At 40.1% G+C, this 22,497-nt stretch carries 20 protein-coding genes; 6 read left to right on the top strand and 14 right to left on the bottom strand.

Annotated features, from left to right (window positions below; all coding sequences use genetic code 11):
- Positions 1 to 27: 27 nt before the first annotated feature.
- Entirely contained in the window at positions 28 to 552 is a 525-nt protein-coding gene (gene rppH / locus VXS03_RS10565; RefSeq protein WP_080175117.1) for an RNA pyrophosphohydrolase, read from the bottom strand.
- A 745-nt stretch (positions 553 to 1,297) separates the two neighbouring features.
- Here rppH and mutH point away from each other — a divergent pair.
- A complete protein-coding gene (gene mutH / locus VXS03_RS10560) occupies positions 1,298 to 1,963 on the top strand; it encodes a DNA mismatch repair endonuclease MutH (RefSeq protein ID WP_327763749.1) in 666 nt (221 codons plus the stop codon).
- Between the two features lie 23 nt (positions 1,964 to 1,986).
- Here mutH and VXS03_RS10555 read toward each other — a convergent pair whose 3' ends face one another.
- From VXS03_RS10555 to xerD, 6 genes are all read right to left on the bottom strand, one after another.
- Positions 1,987 to 3,318 carry a sigma-54-dependent transcriptional regulator gene (locus VXS03_RS10555; protein ID WP_442957444.1) on the bottom strand — a complete coding sequence of 444 codons (1,332 nt, stop codon included), beginning with the start codon at positions 3,316 to 3,318 and terminating at the stop codon, positions 1,987 to 1,989.
- A gap of 245 nt (positions 3,319 to 3,563) precedes the next feature.
- Positions 3,564 to 5,072, bottom strand: a complete 1,509-nt coding sequence (gene lysS / locus VXS03_RS10550) for a lysine--tRNA ligase (RefSeq protein WP_327763672.1) — start codon at positions 5,070 to 5,072, stop codon at positions 3,564 to 3,566.
- Positions 5,073 to 5,104: 32 nt separating this feature from the next.
- Positions 5,105 to 6,203, bottom strand: a protein-coding gene (gene prfB / locus VXS03_RS10545) for a peptide chain release factor 2 (protein WP_327763671.1) whose coding sequence is annotated in 2 segments (ribosomal slippage) — positions 5,105 to 6,127 and positions 6,129 to 6,203 — 1,098 coding nt in all. Because the reading frame shifts where the segments join, the coding sequence is not laid out codon by codon here.
- 168 nt (positions 6,204 to 6,371) lie between these two features.
- Positions 6,372 to 8,096: a single-stranded-DNA-specific exonuclease RecJ gene (gene recJ, locus VXS03_RS10540; RefSeq protein WP_327763670.1), complete on the bottom strand. Its 1,725-nt coding sequence runs from the start codon at positions 8,094 to 8,096 to the stop codon at positions 6,372 to 6,374.
- Between the two features lie 123 nt (positions 8,097 to 8,219).
- The gene (dsbC, locus tag VXS03_RS10535; protein ID WP_327763669.1) at positions 8,220 to 8,948 is read right to left on the bottom strand and encodes a bifunctional protein-disulfide isomerase/oxidoreductase DsbC; all 729 of its coding nucleotides are present in this window, start codon (positions 8,946 to 8,948) and stop codon (positions 8,220 to 8,222) included.
- A 158-nt stretch (positions 8,949 to 9,106) separates the two neighbouring features.
- Complete coding sequence (gene xerD, locus VXS03_RS10530) at positions 9,107 to 10,003, bottom strand: site-specific tyrosine recombinase XerD (RefSeq protein WP_327763668.1); 897 nt, start codon at positions 10,001 to 10,003, stop codon at positions 9,107 to 9,109.
- Between the two features lie 212 nt (positions 10,004 to 10,215).
- Here xerD and fldB point away from each other — a divergent pair, with 212 nt between their 5' ends.
- The gene (gene fldB, locus VXS03_RS10525; RefSeq protein WP_327763667.1) at positions 10,216 to 10,737 is read left to right on the top strand and encodes a flavodoxin FldB; all 522 of its coding nucleotides are present in this window, start codon (positions 10,216 to 10,218) and stop codon (positions 10,735 to 10,737) included.
- 81 nt (positions 10,738 to 10,818) lie between these two features.
- On the opposite strand, the gene brnQ is transcribed toward fldB, so the two are convergent.
- Positions 10,819 to 12,138: a branched-chain amino acid transport system II carrier protein gene (gene brnQ, locus VXS03_RS10520; protein WP_327763666.1), complete on the bottom strand. Its 1,320-nt coding sequence runs from the start codon at positions 12,136 to 12,138 to the stop codon at positions 10,819 to 10,821.
- Between the two features lie 398 nt (positions 12,139 to 12,536).
- Between brnQ and VXS03_RS10515 the strand changes: the two genes are divergently transcribed.
- On the top strand, positions 12,537 to 13,247 hold the full coding sequence (locus VXS03_RS10515; RefSeq protein WP_327763665.1) for a tRNA1(Val) (adenine(37)-N6)-methyltransferase: 711 nt from the start codon (positions 12,537 to 12,539) through the stop codon (positions 13,245 to 13,247).
- 195 nt (positions 13,248 to 13,442) lie between these two features.
- Positions 13,443 to 14,693, top strand: a complete 1,251-nt coding sequence (srmB, locus tag VXS03_RS10510) for an ATP-dependent RNA helicase SrmB (protein ID WP_080175127.1) — start codon at positions 13,443 to 13,445, stop codon at positions 14,691 to 14,693.
- Positions 14,694 to 14,809: 116 nt separating this feature from the next.
- Here the strand turns inward: srmB and yaaA are convergent, their stop codons facing one another.
- Together yaaA and VXS03_RS10500 are read right to left on the bottom strand one after the other, a co-directional pair.
- On the bottom strand, positions 14,810 to 15,583 hold the full coding sequence (gene yaaA / locus VXS03_RS10505) for a peroxide stress protein YaaA (RefSeq protein WP_327763748.1): 774 nt from the start codon (positions 15,581 to 15,583) through the stop codon (positions 14,810 to 14,812).
- 107 nt (positions 15,584 to 15,690) lie between these two features.
- Positions 15,691 to 17,142: an alanine/glycine:cation symporter family protein gene (locus VXS03_RS10500; protein ID WP_327763664.1), complete on the bottom strand. Its 1,452-nt coding sequence runs from the start codon at positions 17,140 to 17,142 to the stop codon at positions 15,691 to 15,693.
- Between the two features lie 495 nt (positions 17,143 to 17,637).
- Here VXS03_RS10500 and VXS03_RS10495 point away from each other — a divergent pair, with 495 nt between their 5' ends.
- Positions 17,638 to 17,820 (top strand): DUF3545 family protein, encoded by a 183-nt coding sequence (locus VXS03_RS10495; RefSeq protein ID WP_080158490.1) that lies wholly within the window; start codon positions 17,638 to 17,640, stop codon positions 17,818 to 17,820.
- A 70-nt stretch (positions 17,821 to 17,890) separates the two neighbouring features.
- Here the strand turns inward: VXS03_RS10495 and ung are convergent, their stop codons facing one another.
- Together ung and nfo are read right to left on the bottom strand one after the other, a co-directional pair.
- Positions 17,891 to 18,553: a uracil-DNA glycosylase gene (gene ung / locus VXS03_RS10490; RefSeq protein WP_327763663.1), complete on the bottom strand. Its 663-nt coding sequence runs from the start codon at positions 18,551 to 18,553 to the stop codon at positions 17,891 to 17,893.
- A gap of 3 nt (positions 18,554 to 18,556) precedes the next feature.
- Entirely contained in the window at positions 18,557 to 19,405 is an 849-nt protein-coding gene (gene nfo / locus VXS03_RS10485; RefSeq protein ID WP_327763662.1) for a deoxyribonuclease IV, read from the bottom strand.
- A gap of 362 nt (positions 19,406 to 19,767) precedes the next feature.
- On the opposite strand from nfo, the gene grcA reads away from it, so the two are divergent.
- Complete coding sequence (gene grcA, locus VXS03_RS10480) at positions 19,768 to 20,145, top strand: autonomous glycyl radical cofactor GrcA (RefSeq protein WP_327763661.1); 378 nt, start codon at positions 19,768 to 19,770, stop codon at positions 20,143 to 20,145.
- Between the two features lie 99 nt (positions 20,146 to 20,244).
- Here the strand turns inward: grcA and thrC are convergent, their stop codons facing one another.
- Together thrC and thrB are read right to left on the bottom strand one after the other, a co-directional pair.
- A complete protein-coding gene (gene thrC / locus VXS03_RS10475; protein WP_327763660.1) occupies positions 20,245 to 21,537 on the bottom strand; it encodes a threonine synthase in 1,293 nt (430 codons plus the stop codon).
- Between the two features lie 2 nt (positions 21,538 to 21,539).
- Positions 21,540 to 22,496, bottom strand: coding sequence for a homoserine kinase (thrB, locus tag VXS03_RS10470; protein ID WP_327763659.1), 957 nt, complete (start codon positions 22,494 to 22,496; stop codon positions 21,540 to 21,542).
- Position 22,497 lies beyond the last annotated feature (1 nt).

The raw sequence follows: 22,497 nt of genomic DNA, 5'->3' as shown, positions 1-22,497 counted from the left end.
TCCCTGTGAGCCAATAACCTCTACTTACTAATTGCGTTTGTTTTTAATGCGCTTAAATTTACGTTCTTTCCATTCTTTAAATGGCATAGCAACAGCTGCAAACTCCTTTAATGCTCGACGATATACATCACGCTTAAAAGAGACAACTTGCCTTACTGGGTACCAATAACTTACCCAACGCCAACCATCAAACTCAGGTGTTACACCACGCTGCATATTGACCTTGGACTCATCGCATTCCAAACTCAGCAAAAACCACTTTTGCTTTTGACCGATACAAACAGGTTTTGAATCCCACCGTACAAGACGCTTCGGTAATTTATAACGTAACCAGTGTCGGCTTGACGCAATAATCCTGACATCTTTTTTGGTTAACCCTACTTCTTCATACAATTCACGATACATAGCCTGTTCAGGGGTTTCACCTTCATCAATGCCACCTTGCGGAAATTGCCAAGAATGTTGTCCATATCGTCGAGCCCAAAATACCTGGCCATGGCCATTGCAGATAACGATCCCTACATTAGGGCGGTATCCATCGCCATCAATCACTGGACGACCTCAAGTATAAATATCTATTAATAGTGATTTTTTCATAGTAGACGTGATCGGTAAACAAACATTCATCAATATCGCCGAGTTTTACACAATAAAAACCATATTCTGGATAACTTTGCACACTGATTACTTTACAGACAGTCAAATGAGACATATCCCACATTTATTCACTCTTTCTGTGGATAGATTTGTGCAGAAACCTAAAAAAAGCCGTTTTAAGTAATAAATAGCACCTTAACAACATATAATAACAAACAGAATAATGATTTTTTTTAGCTTTAAAAACATAAAGATAAATAAAAAACTACTCTATAATAAAATAAAATAAAGACAACTTTCACATCACCAAAAAACGATCGGTTAAATATCAACCAATAATGACGTTACTCACAATTCCCCCCCTATCACTGTGAACAACACCGCATCATAATGGTTATTTTTGCAACTTATCACTGTATAGATACTCAGTTATACTACAATGAAATATTTTCAAAAAAAAAGCTGTGGATATCTTTTTATTTTAATCTTCGTGTTAAATAACATCGACCTGTCGCTGATAATAAAACCATCAGACCCTGCTATAACATCTATTTAGCGGTCATGATCAACCTTAACCCCAATTGAGATCTAATGATCAACACCGATCCTCCCCCACCACCCCATACGAATATGATAGTATTAATTGCGGTAAAAAATTGAATATAACTGACTATCACGACACTTTATGAATATAAAAATCATGCGTTCAACGCCAAAAACAGAAGCTGAATTACTCAATCGAGCCCAACAATTGGCAGGTATGACTCTCGGCGAATTAGCAGCAATCGCGGGTATTATTCCTCCGCCGAATCTTAAGCGCGATAAAGGTTGGGTTGGTCAATTATTAGAGTGGCACCTCGGTGCAACCGCTGGCAGCAAACCGGTTCCCGATTTTATGGAGCTTGGTATTGAACTTAAAACCATACCGATCAGCTATCAGGGGAAACCTCTAGAAACGACGTTTGTTTGTGTTGCCCCTTTAATTGGTGTGCAAGGGTTACAATGGCACAATAGCCATATCAGACAGAAACTTGCGCGAGTGTTATGGGTGCCCGTTGAAGGAGAGCGAGATATTCCGCTTGAAGATCGTCATGTCGGTTCAGCATTACTGTGGAGTCCAAGTGCTGAAGAAGAAGCACAATTACAGCAAGATTGGGAAGAATTAATGGACATGATCGTATTAGGGCAAGTAGAGACCATCACTGCTCGTCATGGTGAGGTCCTGCAATTACGTCCTAAAGCCGCGAACAGTAAAGTGCTCACAGAAGCTTATGGTGCTAATGGTCAGCCCATTAAAACCTTACCACGTGGTTTCTATCTAAAAAAACAATTTACCGCGCAATTACTACAACAACACTTTATTTAACCGCAAAAATTTTTGCGCATTCATCATGCATGGCTTTGACGAAAACAACGTGGCGGCGGAATTAATTGATGCTTATTTAACAATCGATACATCGTCGCTCGAGAGACACCCAATTCACGTGCTGCTGCCGATATCTGCCCTTTGTTATTTTCTAATACAGTTAACAACGCATTTCGCTCAGATTCTTCACGTACTTTTTTTAAACTTAATTTATCATCCATTAAACGAGGTATATCTAACTGATCCGCTTCAATGCATTTATTTTCAGCTAGCAATACCGCCCGTTTAATTTGGCAAATAAGCTCCTGCACATTACCTGGCCACGGATATTGCAATAACATTGCTTGAGCCTGTTCTGATAAAGATTTAGCAACACTGTTGTATTGGCGCGCATATTTTAATAACAAAAATTCAGCTAAAAAAATAATATCGTCACTGCGTTCACGTAACGGTGGTACTGTGATTGAGACAACATTTAAACGAAAATATAACTCACGTCGTAAACTGGCTAAAGTCACCAAACTCTCAAGCGAGTGATGTGTAACCGAGATAATACGCATATCAACGGCAATCGCATTCCCCTCAGAACCATAGTAACTTCCCTCAGCTAACACTTGATACAGAGACTGTTGGCAAGCGTCAGTGAGTGCAGTAAATTCCTCCAGCACTAACACCCCATTATTAGCAGCTTCAAAAACAGATTGAATTCCATGCTCAGTATCAATCATCCAATCAGCTGTCATGGTTTCACAGTTAACTCGTATTACCTGCTGTTTCGCGCGCGCTGAAGCCTGAAAAATGGCATCAGCAACTAATATTTTTCCGGTTCCTATTTCACCACTGATAACAACAGAAACATCACTTAATGCAACCCGCTTAACTTGATCACGTAATTTTTTCATTACTGTCGTAGAGCCTTGCAAACCTTGTTGACCAAAATTACCTAATTGGGGCCACACCTTACGCTCTAAATTAAGCATTCCAATCTGGTGCCCTATTGTTTGTAATAATCGCTCTGGTGGAACGGGCACCGAAAAATAATCAAGGCAAAAATTAACGATAAATTGGCCTATCGCTTCATTACCAAGTTGCTCATCACGGACTATCGCGATCCAGCGAACTTGTTTATTACGATTAACCATTGCAGAAAAACTATGAATACTGAAGTCATCATGGCTAAGGTCTACCACACCAATGCAAGGACCGATTTCTAACAGTAATGTTTCAGCTGTTCGTAAATCATAACAACGATGACATAACCAACCAGCACTTTCCATTGCTGGTAACCACTGCTGATTATTACCGCCAAAAATAACTAAGGTATTAGGAATAACGGCCTTAGCTTTTTTTACCATCCCAATTGTCATTCATCCCTCCATTAATAACGCAATTATCTCTTTAGTGGTATTTAACAACTGCTTTATTAATAATATACGAACAAATGCAACTTGTTTAGTATAATGTGATTAAGGTAATATAATATATTGATGTAACTCGAATTTTTATAAAACAGAACGCTATTTGTCGCTTTTTTGACTCTTTTTTCGAGGCAAAAAAAAACCACCGCACTTGGCGATGGCTTTTTTATATCACGCGTCGATTAATTATTTAGTTGTGGGCGCATTGCCGGGAACAAAATAACGTCACGAATTGTGTGTGTGTTAGTAAATAACATTACTAAACGGTCAATACCGATACCTTGACCCGCTGTTGGCGGTAAACCATGCTCTAGTGCAGTAATGTAGTCTGCATCGTAGTACATTGCTTCATCGTCACCCGCATCTTTAGCATTAACTTGTGCTTTAAAGCGTTGGTCTTGGTCTTGAGCATCGTTAAGCTCAGAGAAACCATTTGCCACTTCACGGCCACCGATAAAGAATTCAAAACGGTCAGTAATGAATGGGTTTTCATCGTTACGACGAGCAAGTGGTGAAATATCAGCTGGGTATTCAGTAATGAATGTTGGTTGCATTAGTTGAGGCTCAGCGGTTTCACCAAAGATCTCTTCTAACAATTGACCACATGTCCAGAAACTTTCAACATCAACATGCACAGACTTAGCAATCTTAACCATTAGCTCACGATCAGCAACGCCTTCGTAAGTTAATGCTTGAATTTCTGCATGGTCTGGATTGTATTGTTTGATTGCATCTAACATGCTGATACGTGCATAAGGACCAGCAAATTCAACTTCAAACTCACCGTAAGGCATTTTTGAAGAGCCAAGAACGTCAATCGCAACGCTGCTTAGCATTTCTTCTGTAAGATCCATTAGATCATGGTAATCAGCATACGCCATGTAGAATTCCATCATTGTGAATTCAGGGTTATGACGTGGAGATAGACCTTCGTTACGGAAGTTACGGTTGATTTCAAACACACGCTCAAAACCACCAACCACTAGACGCTTAAGATAAAGTTCAGGCGCAACACGTAGGTACATGTCGATGTCTAATGCATTATGGTGTGTCACAAATGGACGTGCTGTTGCACCACCAGGGATCACGTGCATCATTGGCGTTTCAACTTCCATGAAGTTTTTTGTTACCATGAAATTACGGATCGCTGAAACCACTTTTGAACGAATAATAAATGCACGACGAGAATCGTCATTTACAATCAGATCAACATAACGTTGACGGTAACGCATTTCTTGGTCAGTTAGACCATGGAATTTTTCTGGTAATGGACGTAGTGCTTTAGTTAGCAACTCGTAGTTATCCATTTCGATGTAAAGATCACCTTTACCTGATTTATGTAGCGCCCCTTTAACACCGATGATGTCACCGATATCTAGACCAGAATATTTTTCTTTTAGTTCTTTCTGAACATCTTTAGATGCATAAGCCTGAATGCGGCCAGATACATCTTGAATTGCAAGGAAAGGACCACGCTTAGCCATAACACGACCAGCGATTGCATATACATGACCGGCTTGTTCAAGCTCTTCCTTGGTCATCTCACCGTATTTTGCTTCTAGATCTGCCGCTAAGCTATCACGACGGAAATCATTTGGGTGGCCATTTGCTTTACAACTTTTGCGGATCATGTCTAATTTAGCACGACGTTCAGCAATCAGTTTATTCTCATCTTGTACTTGGTCAGTCATGGGGTATCCCTTAAAATTTTACTGAAATTCGGTTAAAGACCTGATTTCAAGCTAGCTTCAATAAAACGGTCTAAATCACCGTCCAATACTGCTTGGGTGTTTCGATTTTCCACCCCAGTACGTAAATCTTTTATGCGGGAGTCATCCAATACATAAGAACGGATTTGACTGCCCCAACCAATGTCTGATTTGGTATCTTCACTGGCTTGCTTTTCAGCATTTTGCTTCTGCATTTCATATTCAAACAATTTCGCTTTTAATTGCTTCATTGCTTGATCTTTATTCTTATGCTGAGAGCGATCGTTCTGACACTGTACAACAAGGTTTGTTGGTAAGTGTGTAATACGTACCGCAGACTCAGTGGTGTTTACGTGCTGACCACCGGCACCTGATGCGCGGTAGACGTCAATACGTAAATCAGAAGGATTGATATCAATTACAATATTGTCATCAATTTCTGGATACACAAACGCTGATGCAAACGAAGTATGACGACGGCCGCCTGAGTCAAACGGTGATTTACGCACTAAACGGTGAACACCTGTTTCAGTCCGTAACCAGCCATAAGCATACTCACCGCTAATACGTACTGTGACAGATTTAAGACCAGCAACATCGCCATCAGAAATTTCAATGATCTCGCTCTTAAAGCCTTTGGCATCAGCCCAACGCAAATACATGCGGAGCATCATTGATGTCCAATCTTGTGCTTCAGTACCACCAGAACCTGCTTGAAGGTCAAGATAGCAATCAGAACTATCATGATCGCCAGCAAACATTCGACGAAATTCTAACTTAGCTAACTTAGCTTCAAGCTCAGCTAACTCAGGTTCAATCTCATCAAAGGTTTCTTGATCGTCTTCTTCAACCGCTAACTCAAGTAGACCCGCAACGTCTTCAACGCCTTGGTCTAATAAGTCAATGGTTTCAACTACCGCTTCCAGTGCTGCACGTTCTTTACCTAACGCTTGAGCACGTTCAGGTTCACTCCATACATCTGGTTGCTCTAACTCTGCATTGACCTCTTCTAGACGCTCTTGTTTAGCATCATAGTCAAAGGTACCCCCTAAGGATGTCAGTACGTGCTGACACATCCTCAAGTCGGTTTTTAATAGGATTAATTTCGAACATCGCCACGCTTCATTACCGAAATGGACATAACCGCAAGATTCTATCGAATTGTAGATAGAATATACAGGGGGAGTGAAAGGTTATCAGAAAATTAATCGAAATATGATGACAATCTAGGCTGTCAACGCCAAGATCCTCATCACTTTCGGCTAAGTTCTTAGGCTAACATTATTTTGCAATCAAATGTTCAACCATCAATTGCACGCTACGGTTGCCGCGAAACTCATTAACATCGAGGCGATACACCAATTCAATTTGCTGTACTGAAGCATCTGGCCACCGTTTAAGATCAACATTAAATGCGATGGCATCGATCACACAGCCGCCAACTAGAGGCTCAACCATCATTTTTAGATGCTTACCTCCCACCAGCTTTTGGTGTAATAATCGAAACGAACCATCAAACGTTGGTTCAGGGAATTGTTGTCCCCATGGTCCACCTGCGCGTAATATTTCAGCGGTATCAAGTGTCAATTCATGAGGCTGTAATTCACCATCACTCAGTAAAACGCCTTGTAGTGCATCTTCATTTAACACTTTACGTACTGCTGCATCAAAGGCAAAACTAAACGCCTCTAACTGCGATTCTGGAATGGTTAATCCGGCCGCCATTGCATGACCACCAAATTTTAAGATCATGCCTGAATGTTGTGTATCAACCGCATCCAATACATCTCGCATATGTAATCCAGCTATCGAGCGACAAGAACCTTTAATTTCACCATTACCAGCATCCGCAAAAGCAATCACTGGGCGATGATATTTATCTTTGATTCGTGAAGCTAAAATACCGATCACGCCTTGATGCCAATCACGTTGAAACAGCACTAAACCATAAGGCATATCCTGCTGGTTAAACTGTAACCGTTCACAAATAGCGAGACCTTCTTCTTTCATCCCTTGTTCTATTTCTTTACGGGTTTGATTGAGTGCATCAAGCTCTGACGCCATACGTCGTGCTGCTTGAATATTGTCACACAAGAGTAATTCAACCCCAAACGACATATCATCTAATCGTCCGGCAGCATTAATTCGCGGCCCAAGTGCAAAGCCAAGATCGCTCGCCACTAATCGAGCAGGATCACGATTAGCGACTTCGATTAATGCTTGAATACCAGGGCGACATTTACCAGCACGAATACGTTGTAAACCTTGATGAACAAGAATGCGGTTATTACCATCTAAAGCCACCACATCAGCAACCGTGCCCAATGCCACTAAATCAAGCAATTCAGCGAGGTTAGGCACCGCAATGGCTTGTTGTTCAAACCAACCGTTATTACGCAGCTCTGCTCGTAGCGCCAACATTAAATAAAACGCCACCCCTACGCCACATAATGCTTTTGATGGAAAACCGCATTGATTCAAGTTTGGATTCACCATCGCATCAGCCGCAGGTAAACAATCCCCAGGCAAGTGATGATCAGTAACCAACACTTGTACCCCTTGCGCCTTTGCTGCTGCAACACCAGTAATAGATGAGACACCATTATCAACCGTCATGATCAATTCAGCGCCACGCTCAATGGCTTGTTGCGCCACTTCAGGGCTTAAACCATAACCATCATCAAACCGATTTGGTACCAGATAATCAACGTTACGACAGCCCAACATTTTCAATGCAAGCACTGATAATGCTGAACTAGTAGCACCATCAGCATCAAAATCGCCGACAATAATAATACGAGTATTATTGGTCAGGGCAGCAACTAATAACGCCACCGCATCCGCCATACCAAAGAGTTGATTATAATTGAGTAACCCTTTAGCACCACGTTCAAGTTCAGCATCATTGCTAATACCGCGACTAGCATAAATACGTTGTAAAATAGCGGGGATCTCATTCGAGAAGCCTTGAGGATCGACAGCAGGACGACGCTTGATTTTTATCATAATAACGGCTTCTTTAAGTGGAATGATTATCTTTTCATCTTAACCAAATCACCGTCAACAAAAAAGCCTGATATGACTATCAGGCTTTTATTCACGATGACCAATGTTCATTAATGGTCGTGATTAGCTTTTTGCTTTGCTATCCAATAATTGCAATAACGCAGCTGGCGGTTGGTACCCTGGAATCATCGTTCCGTCTTCAAGTACGATTGCAGGTGTTCCATTAACGCCCATCGCAACACCTAGACGATATTGTTCCATCACTAGATCAGGACGTGGAGTAATTTTTGACTCATCAAAAGTACCACTTTTTGCATCGTGCATCGCTTTAACACGATCTTTTGCTCCCCAAATCGCACTCATTTGATTGAAGTTACTTGAACGCTCACCACCACGAGGGAAAGCAAGGTAGCGTACCGTTATGCCTGCATCGTTATAACCTTGCATTTCATTATGCAATTTACGGCAGTAACCACAACTGGTATCGGTAAACACGGTTACCACATATTTTTCGTTTTTAGCAGGATAAACAATCATGTCTTTATCCATACCTGCTAATTTAGCTTTGTTTAACTGTGCCATTTTTTGTTCAGTTAAATTTACAGGTTCAGCACCCGTATTTTGATATAAATGACCAGCTAAAAAATATTGTCCATCATCAGAGGTATAAACAACACCACGTTCAGTCACAACTTCATTTACGCCCGCCATTGGCGAAGCCGTAATAGAGCTTGGCGTTAAACCAATGGTTGATAATTGCTTAGTGATAGCCGCTACATCAGGCTTTGCTACTGCGGAAAAAGCAGTCAGTGCAATGGTAGTGGCTAGCACGGTGCGACGAATAAAATGCATCTTGTTATCCCTTTTCAAATGATGACAATCTCAATACAAATTGACCGAGATTTAGACTATATAGTTTCAATTAGGCTATTATTTTTATTAGCGAAGCATAAATGAAGTATCCTTAAATACAAATATTATCGCTAATTTTAACCAATAACATCTCATAATTATGCACGAGGATGATGGCTTTGGTGCAATTGTTTCAATCTTTCAGTGGCGACATGAGTATAAATCTGGGTTGTTGAGAGATCACTATGACCCAGCAACATTTGTACCACTCGTAAGTCGGCCCCATAATTAAGTAAATGAGTAGCAAAAGCATGGCGCATCACATGGGGCGACAATGTATCAGCATCAATACCTGCTAATACGGCATAATATTTAATGCGATGCCAAAATGTTTGGCGGGTCATTTGGCGTGCGCGTCGACTTGGAAACAATACATCTGAGCTTTTTTCGCCTAATAATACTGGCCGCCCACTTTCAATAAACTGTTCAATCCAATCAACAGCATTCTCCCCCATCGGCACTAAGCGTTCTTTATCGCCTTTACCAGTCACTCTCACTACACCTTGGCGAAGGCTAACTTTATCCATAGTTAATGTGACTAATTCGGTTACACGAAGCCCTGTGGCATACAACAATTCCAACATTGCTTTATCGCGCAGTTCAAGTGGATCGTTCACATCTGGCGCATCTAATAATGCTTCTACTTGTGCTTCACTGAGATCTTTTGGCAACCGTTTAGGTAACTTAGGCGTTACTAACATTGCACTCGGATCATCAATTCGTACTTTTTCACGGTATAGATATTGAAATAAACGTCGAATTGCCGACACCATTCGTGCCCGCGACGTTTGCTTATAATCTTGATCAAATAGCCATAATTGGTAACGTTGCAAGTCATCAACCGAAGCGTGAGAAACCGTAATCGCTTGTTGTTGCATCCATTGTTGTAATTTTTTTAAATCATTACGATAAGAGGCTAGAGTATTATCTGATAACCCTCGCTCCATCCACATCGCATCAAGAAAGCGCTCAATAATAACATCGTCAGTTACCATTTTTACCTCATCATAAGCTGTGTCATAAGACGGTTTAAATACATGGATAAAAACACAGTACTCAGCGCATGATAGGATATTTACATTAAAAAGTAACCTCGTTATCCATTTATTCAACGGAATATTATGCCGTTCAAGACCACGCTAACCTTGAGCTCAACGATCAATAGCGAGTACACTTTGGTTAAAAATAAAAACATAGGATACACAGCATGAAAATTGGTTTGTTTTATGGCTCAACGACCTGTTATACCGAAATGGCAGCAGAAAAAATTCGTGAATGCCTTGGGGCTGATCTGGTTGAATTACACAATATTAAACACACGCCATTAGCTGAAATGAACCAGTATGACATGCTAATTTTAGGCATTTCAACCTGGGACTTTGGTGAGATTCAAGAAGACTGGGAAGCGGTATGGCAGCAATTAGATGGCTTACAATTACAACAAAAAACCGTGGCGCTATTTGGGCTCGGCGATCAAGAAGGCTATACCGAGTGGTTTTTAGATGCTATGGGTATGTTACATGACCAACTCAGTTCAACTGGCGTCCAATTTATTGGTTATTGGCCCAATGACGATAGCTACCAATTTCAAGCATCCAAAGCATTAACGGCAGATAAAGAATTTTTTGTGGGTCTCGCTTTAGATGAAGATAGCCAATACGAGTTAAGTGATGATCGTATTCAACAATGGTGTGAGCAAATCATGCTGGAATACGCGCAACTTATCTAGTTCGACTCCTCGTCCCCATAAAAAAGGGATGCCAATGCATCCCTTTTTTCGGTTAAAACGACTCAATTGTTATCTTATTTTTTATATAACAACAGTGTGCTTATTCTCATCTTTAGATTGTTTGCCACCGATGAAGCGCGTTATCACTAAAGCAATAACCGTTGGTAAAACCCATGCCATACCATAATTAAACATTGGTAATGAGCTAAACAACGACATATCAAACTTCAGGTATTTAGCCACGTCAATCATACTGAAAATCAGTGATACTAATAACACCACACGATACGCTAAACGTGGATTAGGTAACCATTTGCGAATCAAGGTCAATGCCACTAATGCGATAGCAACAGGATATAATGCAAACAACACTGGTATCGATAGAGAAATCAGCATATTTAAACCAACATTGGCAACAACAGCACACACAATCGCAAGCAGTACAGCCCATTTTTTGTAAGACATTGGCGTTAGCGTACTAAAATAATCCGCACACGCACTGATTAAACCAATCGCTGTTGTTAAACAGGCAAGTAGTACAATCGTTGATAAAATGATTTGGCCTGTTGAACCAAACAACGCCATCACGTAAGTCGTTAAGATCGCACCACCATTGCCGACACCTGCAGCAATACTTGCACTAGTCGCACCAAGATAAAATAATGATACATAAACAAAAGCTAAACCGGCAGCTGCAATCAAGCCCGCATAGATAAGGTAAGTACAGGTTGTCTTGTCATCCGTTACGCCTTTGCTGCGAATAACATCAACAATTAACATGCCAAACATCAGTGCTGCAAAGGTATCCATGGTGTTATAACCTTCAAGGAAACCTGTCGTAAACGGTTGAGTGATATATTCACCTTGTGCCGCGATGATGCTTCCTTGTGGGTTAATAAATACCGCAATCGCTAATACTGTTAACACCACAAATAATGCTGGAGTTAAAAATTTACCGATCATGTCGATTAATTTACCGCGTGACCAAGCAAAAAACAGTGCTACCGAAAAGAAGATAATAGAAAAAATGGTTAAACTGGTTTGGCTAGCATCGGTAATAAACGGTTTTACAGCCATTTCATAAGCAACAAGACCGGTACGAGGTGCAGCAAACGCAGGGCCAATAATGATAAAAATCAATACCGCCATTAACGTTGCTACCTTTGATGGTAAATCACGAGTCAGTCCCGTCCAACCACCACCCGCTATTGCTACCGCGATAATTCCAATTAACGGTAAGCCTACGGCTGTTACTAAGAACCCTGACATTGCTGATAGCATATTCTCACCCGCAAGCTGTCCGGCTAACGGTGGAAAAATAATGTTACCTGCACCAAGGAAGAACGCAAAGGTCATAAAGCCTAGCGCAATGATATCTGTTATTTTGAGTGTTTTTTTCAAACTGCACCTTCCACTCTCTAATGGGTTATATATTGTGTCTGCATTTTTTATAATAAGTAGCACGGGTTATATGTTGCTATTAATTACGTGCCTTGCAGCATAATGACCAAAAAGATTAATCTTAGCAATAGAGTAGCGAAAAACACCATATAATTCAGTTTGAGAGTAAAAAAACCAGAACTAACCACTACTTTTAAAATAAAAAACAACACAAATAACCAATACAAAGCAAAACAACCATACTTACAAAAAACACATAACACTTAAACATCGTGATAAAAACAGAATTTTAACAAAATCAACGTCAATAATTATAGTTTGGTTATATAATCTTCGCTTTATATGCTTTTGTGTGTTTTATCAACATGGTAACTATCCAAAAACCAAGGGAATAAACAATGAGTCGCAGCTTTAACTTCAAACAATTCACCATCAATGATCATGGTTGCGGCATGCCTATTAGTACTGATGGCGTTTTATTAGGTGCATGGGCAGCGTTACCACAACAAGGGCATATTGTAGATATAGGTACAGGCAGTGGATTATTAGCGTTAATGGCGGCTCAGCGTACACAAATGACCACGATCACAGCCATTGAATTAGATTCCAGTGCTGCAACCGCGGCAACCGCAAATTTTGCAGCATCACCCTGGTCATCACGTTTACAGTGTATTGAAAATAATATTGTTCATTGGTGTCAGCATATTTCGCCAGCTTCAATTGATAGTATTATTTGTAATCCACCTTATTTTAATGCTGGCCAACAAGCACAACAGCAGCATCGCGCCACAGCCCGCCATACGGATAGTTTCAGTCATCAACAATTACTAGAGACCCTTCGCTATTTATTAACTGCAAATGGCAATGCCAGCATTATTCTACCCACCTATGAAGGTCAACAACTGCTCAACCAAGCATCGGCTTACGGGTTATACTGCCAACGTCGCTGTGACATTCGTACCACTGCACATAAACCATTAATGCGTACATTAATCGAATTAACTAAAAATTGTGTTATTACTGAACAACAACAGCTCTGTATCCATACCGATAACACTTACTCATCTGATTTTATTAGACTTACAAAAGATTTTTACTTAAAAATGTAATCGGTTAACGTATAAAATATAATCATGAAATAACGAATATTGATCATTAACTGAAGTTTTTATGTTTTAATCGGTGTTACTTACGCCAAGAGTGGCTATAATGCCGCCCCTTAATATAAATACCCATGTTCTGGTTACACTGCATAAGCACAGTGACGAGAACATATTTAGCATTTGTCTTGGGAGAGATAACTGGTGAAAGACTTTTCCGAATTAGAGTTAGATAGCGAGCTATTACGAGCGATTGACGAGATCGGCTATAGCCGCCCAACCGTAGTTCAAGCGCAGGCTATCCCTCATGCCCTTGACGGTAAAGATGTCATGGCTTCTGCACCAACAGGGACCGGAAAAACAGCGGCGTTTCTGCTTCCAATGATTCAGCACTTGCAGGATTTTCCACGCAAAAAGCCGGGGCCTGCACGTGTATTAATCTTAACGCCAACCCGTGAGTTAGCGATTCAAGTTGCTGAGCACGCAAAAGCACTTTCTAAGTACACTAACTTAAAAGTATTCACCATTACTGGTGGTATTTCTTACGATGAGCATGCTGAGCTACTTGGCAAAACGCAAGATATCGTCGTAGCAACACCTGGCCGTTTAATGGAATACATTGAGTCTGAGAAATTTGATTGCCGCGCAATTGAATGTCTGATTCTTGATGAAGCTGACCGTATGCTAGATATGGGCTTTGGCAAAATTGTTGAGCGTATCAACCATGAATGTCGCTGGCGTCGTCAGAGCTTATTATTCTCAGCAACCTTAGAAGGTAAAGGCGTACGTGAGTTCTCAGAAACTATTCTAAATGAACCACTTGAAGTTAACGCGGATCCATCTCGTCGCGAACGTAAAAAGATTCAACAGATGTATCTTCGTTGCGATAGTATGGAGCACAAGCTTGCTCTGTTAGAAAACATTATTAAAGATCAAGCTGAACGTACAATCATCTTTGTTAAAACACGTGAACGCCTAGGTATCCTTCGCAGTCAATTAGACGCAATGGGTATTCCTTGTAACTGGATTCAAGGTGAAATGGCACAAGCTGCGCGTACTAACATGATCACTCGTTTTCGTGATGGTGTAGTGAACGTACTCATTGCTACCGACGTTGCTGCGCGTGGTATTGATTTACCTGACGTAAGCCATGTTATTAACTTTGACCTACCACGTACCGCTGAAGTGTATGTACACCGCATTGGTCGTACTGCTCGCGCAGGCAAAAAAGGAACAGCGATTGCATTGGTCGAAGCACATGACCAAGGCATGATTGAGCGTATTAGCCGTTACATGAAAGAAGAAGTGCAAGAGCGCTTTATTCATGGTCTTCGTCCACAGACAAAGAAAGCTAATACAGCCAAGAAAAAGAAAAAAGTTAATAAAAAAGTAAAAGAAGCGAAAGCGAAAAAGAAAATCAAACAAGCGGCTAAAAAAAGCCAAGCTAAGTCATAGTTTTCTCTTTTACACATAAAATAATAAGGCCAACGCTAATACGTTGGCCTTTTTTCATCTAATAAAATGATGGCAATATTAATTGTGGTTGTTTACACATTATGGATGTTCATCAATTATTGTTGTTCACGCTTAAACACTAATTCTGTCGATGTTGATTCCGCGGCAACAAAATAATAACCTGCACTATCAAACTGTTGTAATTGAGCGATAGACGTTAATTGATTATCCAAAATATAACGAGCCATCATGCCTCGGGCTCTTTTAGCGTAGAAACTAATGACTTTATAAGTCCCATTCTTACAATCTTTAAAGATGGGCGTAATTAATTGTGCTTTAAGTTGCTTAGGCTTAACGGCTTTAAAATACTCATTAGAGGCCAAGTTAACCACAATATCATCACCTTGTTCAGCAACAGCTACGTTGAGTTTATCAGTGATGATATTCCCCCAAAATTGATACAAATTACTGCCTCGAGGATTTGCTAAACGCGTCCCCATCTCCAATCGATAAGGCTGCATCAAATCAAGTGGGCGTAACACACCATACAATCCTGATAGCATTCGTAAATGTTGTTGTGTGTAAGCAAACTGAGTTTCAGTCATGGTTTCAGCGGCCAAACCAGTATAAACATCACCTTTAAATGCCAAAATTGCTTGGCGAGCATTATCCACGGTAAACGTTGGCTGCCACTCTGCAAAACGCGCCGCATTTAATCCAGCAATTTTATCACTGACTTTCATCAAGCTCGCGATATCCATCGGTGTCAGCTCTCGGCAAACATCAATCAATTCAGCTGAATCAACGGTTAATTCAGGTAACGTGTAAGTTGTTGTTGCTAATGGTGAGATGTAATCTAACGTTTTTGCTGGTGATACCACAATTAACATAAGGCTTTTTCCTTTAAAGTCTGACTGCTTTAGACTACCACCATCAATAGCAAAAACCACGTATAACTGCTGTGGTTATTACTATTGCATTAATAGGTATACAACCATTAATATCGCGTTGATTTTACCGCTAATGGTAGTGACTCATCCCAAATTCCCGCCTCTAATTGAGCATATAATTCTGGATAATCTTGACGATTAAATGTTGGAATTTTTCCCAGTGATAACTGCTTATTATAATCTTGTGCTAGCTTAATTACCGTGCTCGACAGTAACACTATTGCAGTTAAGTTAATCATCGCCATCATTCCCATAGAAATATCAGCCATTGCCCATACAGTCGGTAAATCAGCCATTGCACCAAACATCACCATGCATAACACCACTACTCGAAAGACATTTAAACCAACTTTGTGATTATGCTCTAGAAATATCAAATTCGTTTCCGCATAAGAATAATTGGCAACTAATGAAGTGAAGGAAAAAAAGAAAATAGCGACAGCAATAAAAACGCTCCCCCAATCACCCACTTGTGAACTGATGGCTTTTTGAGTTAATTCAATACCAGTAATACTACTATGTGGCTCATATTCACCAGACATTAAAATAATTGCCACCGTAGCAGAACAGATAACAATAGTGTCCATAAACACCCCTAGCATCTGTACATAACCTTGTGATGCTGGATGAGGAGGATAAGGTGTTGCCGATGCTGCAGCGTTTGGTGCGGAACCCATGCCTGCTTCATTTGAAAATAAGCCACGCTTTAAGCCATTAATCATTCCTTGCGCAATGGTATAGCCCAGCGCGCCAGATGCCGCTTCTTCAAACCCAAATGCGCTTCGAAAAATAAGCATTAAAATATGCGGTAACTGTTCGATATTACTCAGCATAATAAATAATGCCAACCCGAGATAACATAGTGCCATTGTCGGTACTAGTATCTCTGCTGTACGGGCTATTGTGCGCAGGCCACCAAAAATAATAACGCCCGTTAATACGACTAAACCAAGGCCTACATATTGTGGTTGCCATCCAAAAGCAACATGCGCTGCTTGACTGATTGAATTGGCTTGCACTGCATTAAATACCAAACCAAAAGCAATGATCAAACAGATAGAAAAGATAATCCCCATCCAGCGCATGCCTAAACCGCGTTCCATATAGTAAGCAGGACCACCACGGTAATTACCATCATCGTCACGGGTTTTGTATAATTGTGCTAACGCACTTTCGGCAAAAGCAGTCGCCATGCCTAGCATTGCAATTAGCCACATCCAAAAAATGGCACCGGGGCCACCTAAGGTCAAGGCAACCGCCACTCCCGCCATATTGCCAGAGCCAACTCTTGCCGCCAAACTAGTACACAAAGCTTGAAAAGATGAAATGCCCGATGAATCTGACTTACGGCTATTTTTCATTACAGAAAACATATGTTTAAAGTGACGAAACTGAATGAAATTGAGACGATAGGTAAAATAAATGCCAATACCAATCAGCAAATATATCAACACCGATCCCCACAGCAAATCGTTGATAAAGTTAATTTGACTGGTCACATTTTACGCCTTAAAAATCGATAATTAATGATACAACGTCCTTATTACTACCGTTATTAATCCAATAAAAACAGCGCCAAATATGGCAATAATACGCCCTAAGAATTCCTTTATCCCTGCTACCTTTAAAGCAGAAGATCAAAGATAAGCTACAAAACCATTATTAAAATAATAATTATTTAATTATCAGTATTTTTACAGTGAGTTATAAAACTTACAACTAGAAATATTTACTGATTATTACCCTTTAAAAATGGATTTAATTTAGATAATTATCCTATTGAGCTAATGACTAATAATTGACACCATAAAACCCTATTTAACACCAATAATGGTTTCTTTTTTAATCAATCACTCAACAACTGTGAGACCAAGCACACAAAAGTTTCATATTTTAATAACAAATGAGAAACAGTTCAATTTTATTATTAGCCATTCTATGGTAATAAATACTCAAATCGCTTACACCAAGCGAAAAGTAGGGATAGGTGCTTTATGGATAGCTTTGCATTTGATGACATGATGACAATCGATACGGTTTCTCGCCGCTCTCGTGCTAAACCAGAAAAACGAAAGTGGCGTGAAATTGAAGCATTGAAAGACCGTCAAAGACTACGTCGAGAACTACAAGACATGGATATGTGTGGTAGCTTCAATAGTGATGATTTTGATTTCTAGATATAACATCAAAACGACCAGCATAAATGCTGGTCGTTTTATTCCTAAAAACAATGTATTGCAATTCGATTTATAATTGCCAATTAATTGGTGATTTACTCATCATCGACAATAAATTATTTGTCTCTGAAAAATGCTTACAACCAAAAAAACCACGATAAGCAGACAATGGTGAAGGATGTGCTGACGTTAAAACATGATGTCGTTCAAGATCTATTTTCTTACCTTTTTTCTGAGCATGTGCGCCCCACAATAAAAAAATCACGCCTTCAGTATTGCCATTAATATATTCAATAGCCCGATCGGTGAACGTTTCCCAACCAATTTTGGCATGTGAATGTGCATTACCTTGTTCAACGGTTAATACGGTATTAAGTAACAATACTCCTTGCTCTGCCCATGGTTGTAAATAACCATGCTCAGGAATAGTAAAGCCATTAATATCTGTCGCTAATTCTTTATACATATTAACCAATGACGGCGGCGTTTTCACTCCAGGTAATACTGAAAAACTCAATCCATGTGCTTGATTAGGTCCATGATAAGGATCTTGGCCTAAAATCACGACTTTCGTCTCCATTAATGGCGTGCTTAAAAATGCATTAAACACCGCATTTTGAGGTGGGAAGACAGTTTTACCCTCAGCGCGAGCCTTAGCAACCGCTTGTTCAATATCATTAAAGTACGGTAATTGTTGTTGCTGCTCGATAAATGCTTGCCAACTTGCCGTCATCAGTTAATCCTCTTGTTGAAAACTGCGCAACGTCGCAATTTCATGGTGCCAGATATCAGGATTAATGGTTTCTAATATCAAAGGCATATTATTAAATCGGTTATCTTGCATTAAGAATCGAAAACAATCCCATCCAATCATCCCTTCGCCAAGACTGTGATGACGATCCAAATGGCTCCCTAAATCGCCTTTAGAATCATTTAAATGCATTGCTCGCAAATATTGCATACCAACAACTTGATCAAATTCAGCAAACGTCGCAGCTGTCGCTTCCAACGTCCGTAAATCATATCCAGCAGCAAAAGTATGACAAGTATCAATACAAACCCCTACGCGAGATTTATCCTCCACTTGTGCAATAATTTCAGCTAAATGTTCAAAACGCCAACCTAGATTCGAGCCTTGTCCTGCCGTATTTTCGATCACGGCCACCACATCATCAACTTGTTGATGAGCTAAATTGATCGATTCAGCAATCAGAGCTAAACAAGCCGATTCCGATATTTTTTTTAAATGACTGCCAGGATGAAAATTCAACAAATGTAACCCTAACTGCTGACAACGTTGCATCTCATCAATGAAAGCTAACCGTGATTTTTGTAGCTTCTCAGCATCCGGTGAGCCTAAATTAATCAAGTAAGAATCATGCGGTAAAATAGCACTTGTATCGAAATTGAACTGCTGACATCGCGACTTAAACGCAGAAATAGCATCAGCGTCTAACGGCTTAGCCTGCCATTGACGTTGATTTTTAGTAAACAATGCAAATGCATTAGCACCAATAGACGCCGCATTTGAAGGGGCATTGTACACACCACCAGCAGCCGACACATGAGCCCCAATAAGTTTCATAATAACCTCTGAAAATAACCACCAAACAATATATTAATAACACTAATGTTTGCAGCCACATTTAACATATAAACCCAATAGTGGTGACAACTTATTCACTACAAGCTTGTTATGACATCATAAAATGTTGTTATTTTACAACAAAATAACATTCAACTTATTTTTTAAATTTGATATTTTTAGTTGATTCGTCAGTAAAATGCAGTTAGATTGACCTAGCTCAATAAAACAGCCTTATTATATTTAAGGTTTTTCGTTGTAATTTGATCTACATCAATACACAAATGTGCATTGAAGGTTATATAATAGGTAGCTCAATACAAAAACGAATAAATTAACAACAATTTCCCTGGAGAAAAGTTATGATTACTGGTATTCAAATTACTAAAGCAGCAAACGATGATCTACTAAACTCAATCTGGATCCTAGATAGCGAGTCTAATGAAGCACGTTGTGTTTGTGCACCTGGTAGCTACGATGCTGACCAAGTTATCGCACAAGCAGATCTTGGTGACATTGAGTACCGTGAACTAGCTATCGAATCACCAGCTAAAATCGAAGGTGGTCAACACCTAAACGTTAACGTTCTTAAGCGTGAAACACTATTAGATGCTGCTGCACACCCAGAAAAATACCCACAGCTAACTATCCGTGTATCAGGTTACGCTGTACGTTTCAATTCACTAACAACTGAACAACAGCAAGACGTTATCGCTCGTACTTTCACTAGCAGCCTATAATTTATAGCCTAGTGTGAGTGTCTTGATTTGAGCAAGATGCTGTAATAAAAAAAGGAGCCATTGGCTCCTTTTTTTGTATCATAATTTACTTATATCACATTATACAGCAGGTTGAACCGAGTATAAAATCGTCTTAATTACATCAAAATCATTCGCAGTTTCTAATGATAATAACGGCAATGCATTATGTTTTGCTAGGGGCGCTGGTAACGCAATATTCGTAGCCAAAATAGAATCAACCACATCTTTAAATTTAGCCGGATGTGCGGTACATAAAAACATTCCCGTTTCGCCTTCAGCTAATTGTTGATCTAAAACATGATAAGCAATGGCACCATGTGGCTCACATAAATAACCATCGTTATACATATCTTTTAATGTAACCGCTGTTTGTTGATCATCAACGACGCCATACCCGAGCTCGTTTAATCCCCACCCTTTAAGCTGACACAACTTTTCAATACGTGGCCAATTATTAGGTTGACTAACATCCATTGCATTTGAAATCGTGGCAATGGTCGTCTTTGGCGTCCACTCCCCCGTTTGTAAATAACGTGGAACCGTATCATTGACATTAGTGGCAGCAATAAAGCGTTTAACGGGTAAACCTAGCGATTTAGCTAATAGACCTGCGGTTAAATTACCAAAATTACCACTTGGAACTGAAATTACGAGTTGTTCACGTTCTGCTTTTGGCAATTGTGCTACAGCCTCAAAATAATAACAAATTTGCGCCATTAGACGACTGATATTAATCGAGTTTGCCGAGTTTAAGCCAATATCAGTTCGTAACGCTGCATCGTCAAATGCTTGCTTAACTAATGCCTGACAATCATCAAAAGTACCATTAACAGCAACGGTAGTAATGTTTTCACCTAAAGTACAAAATAACTTTTCTTGCAGCGGACTAATTTTTCCTTTGGGATACAAAATAACAACTTGAATATTATCCATACCATAAAAAGCATGAGCAACTGCAGCGCCTGTATCACCAGAGGTTGCCGTTAAAATAGTAATCTTACCCGTATCATCTGTTACCGTAGCTAAAGATTGCGCCATAAAACGGCCACCAAAATCTTTAAATGCTAATGTCGGACCATGAAAAAGCTCTAATGCATACACACCAGATTTAACTTGTTTAATCGGTGCTGGAAACTGAAAAGCACTATCAACCATTTGAGTGACAATATCGTGACTCAGCTCATCACCAATAAATGCTGATAAAATCTTACTACTACGACTTACAAAATCCATTGCAAGTAGCGCATCAATATCACCCAATTGTGGTAATTGTGCTGGAAAAAATAAGCCTTGCTGACGACCTAAACCTTGGCGCACAGCCTGTCCAAATGATACCTGTTGCTGGTGTTCTTTAAGATTATACAACTTCATGGCTATAACTTACTCCCTGTCACTTTTGCTCCTTGCTTATCAAGCTGACAAACATGGACAAACCCTTCATTATTTTGAACATAATTATCGGCTAACCATTTAGCTAACCGCTGTGCGACCTCTAGATTGGTACAGATACTAAACATCGTGGGTCCAGAGCCTGAAATACCACTCGCAATCGCGCCAGCCTCTAATGCATATTTTCGCGCTTGATTAAAATTAGGCAGTAATTTTTCACGGTAGGGTTCAGCTACAACATCATGGATCATTTTGGCAGCGAGCAATGGTTGTTGAGAGTAGCAAGCATGAATAAACCCGCCCAGATAACGTCCATGAGCAATCACATCTTGACGTCGATATTGAGCAGGTAAAATGGCCCGCGCTTCCGCTGTTGGCACTTTAATACCTGGATATGCCATTACCCAATACCAATCATCAAAGCACGGTATAGCTTGGCTAATGATCCCCATTTCTTGCACCATAAATTGCAGCCCACCTAAAAAACAAGGTGCAACATTATCGTAATGGGCGCTCCCTGAAACTTCGCCTTCCATTTCCCCCATTAACGTCAATAGTTCATTACTGGTTAATGGTTGTTGATGAAATTGATTTAAAGCATCAAGTGCCGCCACAATAGAACATGCACTTGAGCCTAAACCAGACCCGATTGGCATATTCTTTTCTAATGTGACAGCCACCGGCAATAATGGAATACCTTTATGATCCAATTCACGAGCAAACACTTGCCAACATCGATACACGATGTTGTCTTCTGCCTGCAATGGTAACTTATCCACAAAGGCACCGACACATTGCAAACTAAATGCCGATATTCCAGGTGCAACTTCAACTCTATCCCCCAATAAAGAGCCATCAATAGGGGAAACCGCGGCACCTAAAACATCAAAACCAACACTAACATTACCAATGGATGCAGGCGCATAAACAACGACACTCATG

This window comes from Photobacterium sp. S4TG1, from assembly GCF_036040035.1.
GTDB lineage: Bacteria > Pseudomonadota > Gammaproteobacteria > Enterobacterales > Vibrionaceae > Photobacterium.
The sequence above is the reverse complement of the archived record's forward strand: the minus strand, read 5'-3'. Positions and strand labels throughout refer to the sequence as shown.